Source organism: Parasphingorhabdus sp. (genome assembly GCF_036963805.1).
Lineage (GTDB): Bacteria > Pseudomonadota > Alphaproteobacteria > Sphingomonadales > Sphingomonadaceae > Parasphingorhabdus.
Map to the genome: position 1 here is coordinate 1 of NZ_JBALUN010000029.1, position 10063 is coordinate 10063.

The 10063-nt window shown below is 55.7% G+C and carries 13 protein-coding genes; 10 read left to right on the forward strand and 3 right to left on the reverse strand.

From position 1 onward, the window contains the following. The 10 genes from V7676_RS18490 to V7676_RS18535 form a co-directional block, all read left to right on the forward strand. Positions 1 to 389, forward strand: a 389-nt coding sequence (locus tag V7676_RS18490; protein ID WP_335661031.1) for a zincin-like metallopeptidase domain-containing protein, incomplete at its 5' end; no start/stop codon positions are given. Continuing rightward, on the forward strand, positions 386 to 601 hold the full coding sequence (locus V7676_RS18495) for a hypothetical protein (protein WP_335661032.1): 216 nt from the start codon (positions 386 to 388) through the stop codon (positions 599 to 601). The genes V7676_RS18490 and V7676_RS18495, both read left to right, overlap by 4 nt. Before the next feature lie 14 nt (positions 602 to 615). After that, positions 616 to 987, forward strand: a complete 372-nt coding sequence (locus V7676_RS18500; protein ID WP_335661033.1) for a DUF2958 domain-containing protein — start codon at positions 616 to 618, stop codon at positions 985 to 987. 156 nt (positions 988 to 1143) lie between these two features. Next, positions 1144 to 2937, forward strand: a complete 1794-nt coding sequence (locus V7676_RS18505) for a ParB/RepB/Spo0J family partition protein (RefSeq protein ID WP_335661034.1) — start codon at positions 1144 to 1146, stop codon at positions 2935 to 2937. Then, a complete protein-coding gene (locus tag V7676_RS18510) occupies positions 2918 to 3112 on the forward strand; it encodes a hypothetical protein (RefSeq protein WP_335661035.1) in 195 nt (64 codons plus the stop codon). Before V7676_RS18505 ends, V7676_RS18510 begins: the two co-directional genes overlap by 20 nt. Before the next feature lie 489 nt (positions 3113 to 3601). Next, positions 3602 to 3925, forward strand: a complete 324-nt coding sequence (locus tag V7676_RS18515) for a DUF736 domain-containing protein (protein ID WP_335661036.1) — start codon at positions 3602 to 3604, stop codon at positions 3923 to 3925. Next, positions 3870 to 4640, forward strand: coding sequence for a nucleotidyltransferase family protein (locus V7676_RS18520; protein WP_335661038.1), 771 nt, complete (start codon positions 3870 to 3872; stop codon positions 4638 to 4640). The genes V7676_RS18515 and V7676_RS18520 overlap by 56 nt, the downstream gene beginning before the upstream one ends. A 55-nt stretch (positions 4641 to 4695) precedes the next feature. Next, complete coding sequence (locus V7676_RS18525) at positions 4696 to 4893, forward strand: DUF1289 domain-containing protein (protein WP_335660838.1); 198 nt, start codon at positions 4696 to 4698, stop codon at positions 4891 to 4893. Positions 4894 to 5047: 154 nt separating this feature from the next. Further along, positions 5048 to 5602: a hypothetical protein gene (locus tag V7676_RS18530; protein WP_335661039.1), complete on the forward strand. Its 555-nt coding sequence runs from the start codon at positions 5048 to 5050 to the stop codon at positions 5600 to 5602. Next, positions 5602 to 6639: a relaxase/mobilization nuclease domain-containing protein gene (locus tag V7676_RS18535; protein WP_335661040.1), complete on the forward strand. Its 1038-nt coding sequence runs from the start codon at positions 5602 to 5604 to the stop codon at positions 6637 to 6639. Before V7676_RS18530 ends, V7676_RS18535 begins: the two co-directional genes overlap by 1 nt. Here V7676_RS18535 and V7676_RS18540 read toward each other — a convergent pair. The 3 genes from V7676_RS18540 to virB11 all read right to left on the reverse strand — a co-directional run. Continuing rightward, entirely contained in the window at positions 6636 to 7436 is an 801-nt protein-coding gene (locus tag V7676_RS18540) for an LPD7 domain-containing protein (protein WP_335661041.1), read from the reverse strand. The two genes, V7676_RS18535 and V7676_RS18540, sit on opposite strands and share 4 nt — an antisense overlap. Beyond that, the gene (locus V7676_RS18545) at positions 7426 to 9264 is read right to left on the reverse strand and encodes a type IV secretory system conjugative DNA transfer family protein (protein ID WP_335661042.1); all 1839 of its coding nucleotides are present in this window, start codon (positions 9262 to 9264) and stop codon (positions 7426 to 7428) included. Before V7676_RS18545 ends, V7676_RS18540 begins: the two co-directional genes overlap by 11 nt. After that, positions 9236 to 10063, reverse strand: an 828-nt coding sequence (gene virB11 / locus V7676_RS18550) for a P-type DNA transfer ATPase VirB11 (RefSeq protein ID WP_335661043.1), incomplete at its 5' end; no start/stop codon positions are given. The genes V7676_RS18545 and virB11, both read right to left, overlap by 29 nt.

Genomic DNA, 10063 nt, shown 5'->3' on the forward strand with positions numbered 1-10063 from the left:
GCCCTTGGCGGTATCATACTGAAAGCCGCCTTTCTTCGATGCGATGCGGCATAATCCCGGTTACGGCATTATGCGACTTATGCCGATATCGGCATAATGGCCACTGGACCGGACACAAGTCCCGCCTTGGCCGCGATCAATCCGGCAATTTCGGGACCGCGCTTTATGCGAGAGAGGAATTGTGCGCCGAACTGGCTTCGGCTTTTCTCTGCGCTGCGCTCGGTATCGTCCCGACCGTTCGCCATGCCGACTATCTCGGCTCTTGGCTCTCGGTATTGCGGCAGGACAACCGCGCCATTTTCAAAGCTGCCAGTCAGGCCAGCAAGGCGGCGGATTATCTGTTGGCGTTCACCGATCAGGTGCCGATCCGGTCGGAGTGCGCGGCATGAGCAGGGCAGCGCCAGATAATAGCTTCCCGCAGCTTGACGCCGAGGTCACGCCGACTGGCGTCCAGACCTTGGTTTCGGGTGTTGCGCCGATCACGCCAGCCCAGAGGCTTGCGATGCGCGCCAACGCGCCAATGGAACCCAAGAAGGCCCAGCGACCCGCAGATCACGGCCTGTTCGATTTGGGCAGCCGCAACCAGATCGAGATGTTCTGAAAGGAGTTTTTGCCATGATGCTGCTGACCAAAGATCACAGAAAGCGCCTGATCGCCAACGGCCAGAATCGCGGCGACCATGTGCCAATTGTCAAACTCTTCAATCCGGTGGGCGCAGCCACTTGGCTGCTTTCCGAACTCGACGAAGATGGCGACACGCTATTCGGTCTGGCCGATCTGGGGTTCGGCTGCGCTGAACTCGGTTCGGTCAGCCTGTCAGAGATTGCATCTCTGACCTTGCCGTTTGATCTGTCCATCGAGCGCGACCTTCATTTTGAAGCGCGCTTTACGCTTACCGTTTACGCCGATGCGGCCCGACTGGTCGGGCGCATCACCGAGGATGAAGCGCGGCTTGAGGCCGCTGCTTTGGCCCAAGCCCATGAATAACACTCCCTTCCGCCGCCTTGCCCACCCCACCGGTCAAGGCGCGGCAGACCCCGCACGGCAATCCCGCCGTGCGGACCACCGGCCCCGCTTCCACCGCCACCCCCGTATGCAACGGGAGCGGGGCCAATCACTTGAAACCTACGAAGGAGAAAACCAATGCAACTCGAAAATATAGACCTCGCCAAGCTGTCCATATCACCGGCCAATATGCGAAACGCCAAGAAGCCGCCCGACATTAGCGATATACTGCCCTCGGTTCGGGTGCGGGGCGTTCTTGTGCCGCTCTTGGTTCGCCCGAACGGTAGTGCCGACACGTTTGAGATTGTCGCGGGACGGCGGCGCTATCACGCCGCAACCACGGTTGCCGAAGAAGGCGGCAGCGATGGACCGCTCCCTTGCGCGATACTCGAAGAAGGCGACGATGCCGCCGCCTTGGAAGCATCCCTGATCGAGAATCTTGTCCGTGAAAATCCCGACGAGGTAACGCAGTGGGAACAATTTACGCAGCTGGTCAAAAAGGGCCGCAAGGCGGCGGAGATTGCCGATACGTTCGGGATGGATGAAAAGATGGTGGGGCGTATTCTTGCGCTCGGCCATCTCTTGCCGCCCATCCGAAAGGCCTACCGCGCCGAAGAAATTGATGCTGCTACGGTGCGCCATCTGACTTTGGCCAGCAAGGCGCAGCAAAAGGCATGGCTGACATTGTTCAGGGATGAAGAAGCCTATGCGCCGCGCGGGGCGCAGCTAAAGGCATGGCTATTTGGCGGCGCGTCGATTTCCACGTCCGCCGCGATATTTGATATGGTCAAGTTCAAGGGGCAGGTTGTTTCTGACCTGTTTGCCGAAGATGGCTATTTTGCCGATGCGGACCAGTTCTGGGAAGCGCAGTCAGCCGCGATTGAAGCGAAGAAGGCGGCCTATCTGGAAGATGGCTGGAGCGATGTGCAGATCATTCCGCAAGACAGCTATTTCCAGACTTGGGACCATGAAAAGACCACCAAGAGCAAAGGTGGGCGTGTCTATATCGACATAAGCGCCAAGGGCGAAGTGACGTTCCATGAAGGTTATCTGACCGTCAAGGAAGCGCGGGTTCGGGAAACCGGACAGACGGACACCGCAGCAGAAAAGCCCAAGCGTCCTGAAATCACCGGACCTATGGCGGAATATGTCGATCTGCACCGCCATGCTGCCGTGCGCTGCGAAGTTGCGGCCAGTCCCTATGTAGCGCTGCGCGTCATGGTCGCCCATGCGATTTGCGGTTCGCCTTTGTGGAATGTGAAGGTGCAGGAGCAGCGCAGCCGCAAAGAGGCGATCACCGAAAGCATCGAAACCAGCGCAGCGGAAGCACGTTTTGACGAGCGCCGCCGAGCGGTTCTGGCAGTGCTGGGCTTTGATGCCGACGAACCCACGGTTACGATTGGCCATGAAACCCGCAACGGCATGAGCGGTCTGTTACTGCGCTTGCTCGATGTGCCGGATGCGGTCGTAATGGAGATATTGGGCGTGGTTATGGCAGAAACGCTGGCCGCTGGCAGTGAACTGGTCGAGACATTGGGTATCCATCTCGATGTGGAAATGGCGGATTACTGGACGGCGGACGAAGCGTTCTTCGATCTTGTCCGTGACCGCGAAGTCCTGACCGCGCTTTTGTCGGATGTTGGCGGAGCCAGTATTGCTGCCGCCAACGCCAGCGAAAAGACCAAGACGGTGAAGGGCATAATCAGTGACCACCTCACTGGCGAGAATGGTCGTGCAAAACAGGAGCATTGGGTTCCGCGCTGGATGGCGTTTCCGCCCTCGGCCTATACGACACGCGGCGGCGTTGGCACGGTTGCCGCTGCTGAAAGAGCCAAGTGGCTGATGGAAGAGGATGAGCCATCCGAGCCGGAACCGCAGGAAGCGGACGAAGCTGCGTCCACGAAAGACGAGAATGAGCGAATTGCAGCTTGAAACATTGGCGGGCGGCTGGTCAGCCGCCCGCTCCAAAATCACCGCAAAGCCCCGACCGGCAAAGCCGGTTGGGGCAGCGTTGTGGGTGCAGCCGTCCTTAAGCGGGGCGGCGCCTTACCTGTTGGTGTCAGAGCCATCGCCACCGGCGAACAGGCTGGCAGAAGCAGTGCGCTAGCAGCCTCCCGATGCCCGAAATGGTCGCGGCTTTGCTGCTGTCATTGGCAGAAACCCCGACTAGCCATGTCCATCGTTGCCTAGTGTGTCAGCACGCTTTCATATGATCGGTTGGTGTCGGCATGGGGAAATCGCTCCGTTCCGCAAACAGACAGCGCCATATCGACCGGAATCTATTAGCCAGACATTGAACGCATTTAGGTATTAGCCAAATCTCCTTGGCATGATTGGTCAGCCGCACTCATCCACGTCCTCGTCAATGGCTTTGATTGGCAGGGGACGGCTTCGCCTCTTGCCCCTAGCTGCAACGGTGCAGCCCAAAGTTTCTTCCCCTGCGCTACGCGCATTCCTCGCGGAAACAAGAAACCCCGGTCTGCACCGTCCTCCACTCCGTTTCGGCCCTGCGGGTGCATCGGTTCAAGCCCCTGCCTGAAATCAGCCATCGAGGCCGCGAATGAGCGCGGGTTCGACCAAACCAAGGAGAAGTAACATGGCAAATATCGGAACATTCAAAAAGACAGGCAACGACTATCGCGGCGAAATCGTCACCGTGATGTTGCAGAAGAAAAATGTTACCATCGTCGCCGAAGAACCAAGCGAGAATGAAAACGCACCGACCCACCGGGTATTCGTGGCAAAGGCAGAAATCGGAGCAGCCTGGGCAAAGACCAGCAAGGAGGATCGCGACTATCTGTCGATCAAACTCGACGATCCCAGCTTCAACGCTCCAATCTTCGCCAGCCTGTTCGCCGATGAAGATGGCAAGACCTACAACCTCATCTGGTCACGCGCCCGCACTTCAAACGGCAACTGACCTAAACGCCTACGCCCCGACCGGCTCTGCCGGTCGGGGCTTCGTTGTGTTCGTTCGAGCGGATGATTTACTGACATTGGACGAAACCAGACAGTCGGAAGGTCGGATCGAATATCGTTTGGAAACCCAATCATGTAGTAGTTCTCTTATGCAATATGCTTTGGCACTTAAAAAGTTGATGATGGCTGACCCGAGCCGATGGGCCGTGTTGGACATTGTGCGCTCGCTTGATTTGGCAGACTGTTGGGTAGGTGCAGGATTTGTTCGAGATGCGGTTTGGGATAATTTGCACGGACGGATGCCTAGTGAATTGACGGCAGACATTGATGTGATTTGGTTTGGTTCGGACGATTCCAAGGCCGCCAAAGATCGAGCGCTCGAAGCAGAGTTGCACAGAATCCGACCGGACCTGAATTGGTCAGTCAAAAATCAAGCGCGAATGAACGAGAGGAATGGCGACGCTGATTACAGGTCTGCGACTGACGCCATGTGTTTCTGGCCTGAGACCGCAACCGCAGTTGCGGTTCGACGGAGCGACCAAGACCAGTGCGAAATCGCCGCGCCGTTCGGTCTGGATGATTTGTTTGAACTTCGGCTCACGGCAGCGGGCCGATTTGCAAATGAGAAGCGGTCGGTCTTCCTGGAACGGCTTGAACAAAAGCAGTGGCTGCAAAGATATCCGAAGCTCCGGATAATTGATCGTTTGTCCCGATGAGTGGCCATCGCAGTCACAGTTTCACTCGTCCGAATAAAAGTGCATGTTGGGCTTTATGACCGACCGGCCATTATCTCCCTGCAAAGATATTTGCGCGCTGGACGCCAGGGCCAGCGTCTGCACCGGCTGCGGTCGCACCATTGCCGAGATCGCCGAATGGGGGAGCGCGACCGCCAGCCGCCAGCAAGAAATCGTACGGCGATCTTCGGTCCGTTTGGGAAGCCTTGCTTCACAGACGCACTTAAAAGCCTAACCCCCAAGCGCATCCAAGGGTGCCTTCATATTCAATGAATGTGGCCGCTTTGGATGCGCTTTTCTTAGGGGGTTTTAGGGTATTTGTCTTAATTGCAGGATATGCCTAGCGGCGCGTGTTGTATTACAATGTCCGTGTTTCACGAGGCAATTTCATGGCGACAAATACCGATCCGAAACCTGCGATGCTGAGCATTAGGCTAGATGCTAGAGCGCTATCTGCGCTCGACAGCTTCGCAGTGGGGCGGGGCGGTCGAAGCGCGATCTTGCGGCAAATGATTGAACAGGTGTTGGAGGAGAATAGTGGCCGTCCTCTGTTAGAACGCCGCGAAGGAATAGCGCAGAATCGTGTCTCGCTACGCTTCACCGATGCCGAGATTGCCGTGATCGAATATCGTGCGATACAGCGTTCGACCAATCGGTCAGGCTGGATCAAGGCATTGGTGCGCCGTCACATTGCTTTGAAATCTCGCGTCGATGATGGTCTGCTTAACGAGCTCGCGCCAATCAGGATGCAATTGCTCCGTATTGGCCGCAACCTCAATCAGGCGATGAAGGCTGCCAATCTGCGAATGATGGATGACGGCGATAAGAAAATCGAAAACGACCTTCGACGGATCGCTGATATGCGGATGGAAATTTCCGAACAGATAGCAGCCGTCGGTGATGCCATGCATGGCGATGTGAGTTACTGGAAGGTTGCTGACTAATGGGTTTGGAATCGGCTTTATGGGAAGCGACGCGGCCCGCATATCGGGTGCGTTATATTCATGATCCTAACGGATCAGTGCATATCCCGCTTTATGGAAGTTACGGTGCTGCCACTGGCAAGACAGCCAGGGCGAAGCTCGCGCGGATTGTACGGGGTGCGCCAGAAGTGTTGGTCAAGGTTACTGGCCGTCAACGCGGCGGCAATCATGTCAAAGCCCATCTCGACTATATCGGGCGCAAAGGAATCGTGGATATTGAAAGCCGCGATGGAGAGATACTGACTTCAAAGGACGATATTGCCGAGCGCGCAGAAGAATGGAGCGACACGCTGCAATGGCGGTCGCGGCCAACCGTATCATCGGTGTCATTGGTATTTTCGATGCCAGCAGGAACCGACCCCGAAAAGGTGTTGGGAGCTGTCCGTGCGCTTGCCCACAGTGAGCTGAGCGACAATCATGATTATGTCCTAGCATTGCACACAGATACCTCGCGTCCGCATGTCCATCTGACTGTGCAGGCCGAGGGCCTGGATCGCATTAGATTTAATCCACGTCCTGCTCAGCTTAGCCGATTTCGTGAGCGATTTGCCCATGAACTGCGAGCGCGCGGTGTTGCCGCCGAAGCAACGCCAAGACGGGCGCGGGGTCGCGGAATTGCCGGGTCGAGTATAGCGCTCGTCAAATTGCGCGCCCGATTGGCGAGTGGGGCAAGCCCGGCAATGACAGATGCAGACCGGCGCACCAATGAACAGGCTCTTTCTGTTGCGCGCGGCCAATCAGGTCTTCCACCATTTATCGCAAAAGGTAAAACCCGCTGGCAACAGATACGCCATGCTTATGAGCAAGCTGCTGCTGCGCTCGGAGCAACCGGAAAATCCGAGGACCAGACGCTAGCAGAGGATGTTCGCAAATTCCTTGATAAGCATCCCGATATGAATGCCACGCCGGAAATTTTTGCCGCGCATCATGCTCGAAATCTGGGCATTGAGCGTAAGAAACCAGAACAGTCGCGTGAGGCTTCACCCAGACGATTTTAACGCGTCCTGCCGTCCTTTTTCATTGCCTGATCTTGAGTGATTTCGCGCACGCGCTGTGCTTGTTGAGCTCGCACTTGAATGGCTGCGATACTATCTCCGCTGGCGATGCGCTGGGCAACATCCTGACGTTTCGCTTCAACTTCCTTCGATGCTTTGACCGGATCATCGGGATATTTCGCGCGCGTAATCGAAATGCTTTGGGCTACAATGCTCTGGGCGCGTCGCAGTTCGGGGTCGCGCGCGTTTTCTTCATGCGTCTGTTTTAGAAAGCGATCAGAAAGGGTTTTGAATGTTATTGTCTCTTCCGCCGTACCCGATACTTTGCTGACCGGCTTTTTGCCTTCACGCCGCTTCTCGCGTTCCGCAATCCGTGCTTGCAGACGCTCAGCTTCGGCACGGACGATTTTGGACGGTTTGTAATTTTCTACTGTCAGACCTTGCGCGGCAGCGGCAAGGAATGCTGCTTTCTTGAATTTATCACCGCCGTTGATCCTTACTGCTGTCCACCCGTTCGCTTTCGCAATCCGCAATATGTCAGGTAGAGCATCAATGTTGCTGGTCTTGAGGCGGTCTGGTTCCAAGCGGACTATCGGTTTTTTATCATCCGAAGTTCTGTATACCTTATTGCCTACACGCAGGAATCTGCCAGTCAGATCATCGGTAATCGTGGGTTTTTCGGATTTACGCTTTGGCTTTTTCGGCGTGGTTTGGTCAGGCGTTAATTTTGATCGCCGAGCTTTTGATTTCGAAGCACTGCCTCGTTCGGACGAAGAGTCACCTTCGAGTTTATCGGCCATTTTCGTCTCCTTCTTCCACTGTTCCGGTTACATTTCCATTGTGATCCACCGTCCTCGTATCGACGTATAAGCTTGGACAATCTTCGGTCAGGATATCTTCTTGGTTCATTGCCCTTGTGTCGTGTCCGGCCAATTCATCGTCGGTCATGTCCCGGAACGGTGCTTGAGGATCGCTGATTTGCTTCCGTTTGGCGACGAGCGGCACTTCAGGAGGCGGGAAGGCGCGGCGCTTGAAGAAGCGGCTGCTGAAATAAGTAATTTTTGTGCCGATAATCGGCGGGATGCCGCCGCGAAGCAAAATCAGCTTATCGGCTGAAAATTGCATCAGTTCCTGCGGTAGCATCAGTGCGCGGCGCTGTTCTGAAATAGACTTCGAGCGGTTGGCCAGTAATCCGTTTATGGTGAGCGACTTGGTAACGCTCTCCTGTCCCACATACCCTAAGCGATCCGATAGGTCGTTGGCGACGCGCAGTTCCTTGGGAGTAAATGCCACTTCGACACCGCAATTGGCGACGATTTCGTCAGTTACATGCTCGCCATAAACGCCGCGCAATTGCGAGCGGGATTGGATGACGGGAAGGAGCCTGATCCCGTAACCCGCAACATAGGAAAAGGCACTGGCAATTACCGAAGCGCGGCCAAGCCTGGCAAATTCATCAAGGATAACTAGGACTGGTATCGGCGTGGTTTCGTCCGGTAATTCTCGCACGTTGAGGTCGATAAGTTGCTGGAAAAGGAGATTGTAGAGCGGGGCAATGCGGTCCAGTTCGTCGGGCGATACGCCGAGATAAATTGACATCGGATGCGTGCGAAGATCGCGCAGATCGAAGTCACTTGCAGCAGTCGCAGCATCGACCAAGGGATTTAGCCACAGACCGAGGACGTTGGTGATCGTTTTCTTGACGTCGGCAAAGCTATTGTCGGAACCACCAGCAAAATCGGCCAGCGCCGTGCGGCATCCGATGGACAGCTTTAGACTGGGATTGTTCAGTTCCTTTTGGAAAAAGCCCCGCGCATCGCCTTGGTTCAGGTGGCGATAGATCGCGCCCATTGTTAGCGGCTCGTCGCTGGTTTCTGCAATCCATGCACCGACGCCTGCAAATCCGGTTCGCGCGCCGTTAGACCAAAAGGCTTCGCCGTGATCCGGCGCTACAAACAACATCGTTGCGATCTTTTGCAATTCGATGATGACATCATCCGGGTCATTACGGTCGATATAGGCCAGTGGATTGTAACGAGCAGTGCGGCCTTCGCGGTCGGTCGGGTTGAACAAATAAACGGCTTGGCCGTAATGAGCGCGGAACCCCGCGCTCGCATCGTAATTTTCGCGTTTTACATCAAGGACGACAACAGAGCCTTGCCATGTCAGCAGGTTTGGAATGACAATGCCCGTGCCTTTACCTGAGCGGGTTGGAGCTTCGACGATGACATGTTCGCTGCCACCAAAGGTCAGGAAGCGGCCGCCTTTGCGGCCGAGAACGATTCCCACGCTGCTACGAAAGCCCTGGCGTTTTATCTCGCTCTCACGGGCAAAACGTGCCGCTCCGTGAAGCGGTGCACCGCGCGCCCAAAGCGCATAAATCAGGCCAATCAGGAGCAGGCCCCCGCCAATCAAGCCGCCCGCCATCGCCCGCACAACTTGCGGATCGCCGCGATAATACCACACGAATTGCGGTATTTTGAGCGGATCATAGGCGGTAACGGGCAGGCCCAGAATCAACCACCCGATCATGCTGGCTATGGCGAGCGCAATGAGCAGCCCGAACGGGATTCCGATGAGTAATCTTAATGCCCCGCCGTCAGGCGGCGTGCCTGCCTTCTGGGTCATAATAGATCTCCGTTACCCGAAATTTGCCGTCTGTCTTTTTGATTTGCACGACGCAATCCACGAGCATTTTTAGCAGCGTCCGAATATCGTCTCGCGCAAGATCAGAGCCGCCTTCGCTTTCCTTGACTAGCAAAGTCAGCTGCTCGAATGCCAGTTCGGCGGAATCTGCATGGATGGTGGTGATCGATCCTGGGTGACCTGAATTGACGTTGCGCAGGTAAAAGAAGGCTGTTCCATCGCGTAATTCCTGAAGCAAAATGCGGTCAGGTCGCATCCGGAGCGCGCTTTCCAGCAAATGCTTGGCCGTGACATTGGCGGTGCCTTGCCCGTCCTTCGCATAGAGCATGTGCACGACATTCTTCTGGGGAACGACCAATTCGCGTGTGTCTTCGATAGTTAGGAGCCGTTCTTCGGAAGGGATGAGTTGAATCAATCCCTTGGAAAATGTGGTTTTTCCAGAGCCGGTTGCACCCGAGATGAGAATGTTCAACTTTGCTTTGACCGCAGCATCGAAGAACGCGACATGATGACCTGCGCGAAGCAATGTGAGTAGGTCTAACTCATGCTGGCTGACCTTCTTTTCGGCAATCCGAGTGCTTTTGAACAAGCCCGCTGCCTCGAAATCGTCCAGTGTCATTGATACGGATGATGGCTTGCGAATGGTGATTGAGACCGTTTCGTCAGGGACAACTGGCGGGACAATGATTTGCACCCGCTCACCGCTTGGAAAGATGGTTGAAACTATCGGATTTTCGCGGGTGATGTCCTGCGCGGTATAGGCGGCTGCAGCAGTTGCCAG

Excerpts from the sequence above, each read along its gene's own strand:
- V7676_RS18510 (WP_335661035.1), top strand. The coding sequence starts at position 2,918 with ATGAGCGAATTGCAGCTTGAAACATTGGCGGGCGGCTGGTCAGCCGCC.
- V7676_RS18500 (WP_335661033.1), top strand. The coding sequence starts at position 616 with ATGATGCTGCTGACCAAAGATCACAGAAAGCGCCTGATCGCCAACGGC.
- V7676_RS18520 (WP_335661038.1), top strand. The coding sequence starts at position 3,870 with ATGGCAAGACCTACAACCTCATCTGGTCACGCGCCCGCACTTCAAACG.
- V7676_RS18535 (WP_335661040.1), top strand. The coding sequence starts at position 5,602 with ATGGGTTTGGAATCGGCTTTATGGGAAGCGACGCGGCCCGCATATCGG.
- V7676_RS18515 (WP_335661036.1), top strand. The coding sequence starts at position 3,602 with ATGGCAAATATCGGAACATTCAAAAAGACAGGCAACGACTATCGCGGC.
- V7676_RS18545 (WP_335661042.1), bottom strand. The coding sequence starts at position 9,264 with ATGACCCAGAAGGCAGGCACGCCGCCTGACGGCGGGGCATTAAGATTA.
- V7676_RS18495 (WP_335661032.1), top strand. The coding sequence starts at position 386 with ATGAGCAGGGCAGCGCCAGATAATAGCTTCCCGCAGCTTGACGCCGAG.
- V7676_RS18525 (WP_335660838.1), top strand. The coding sequence starts at position 4,696 with ATGACCGACCGGCCATTATCTCCCTGCAAAGATATTTGCGCGCTGGAC.
- V7676_RS18540 (WP_335661041.1), bottom strand. The coding sequence starts at position 7,436 with ATGGCCGATAAACTCGAAGGTGACTCTTCGTCCGAACGAGGCAGTGCT.
- V7676_RS18530 (WP_335661039.1), top strand. The coding sequence starts at position 5,048 with ATGGCGACAAATACCGATCCGAAACCTGCGATGCTGAGCATTAGGCTA.
- V7676_RS18505 (WP_335661034.1), top strand. The coding sequence starts at position 1,144 with ATGCAACTCGAAAATATAGACCTCGCCAAGCTGTCCATATCACCGGCC.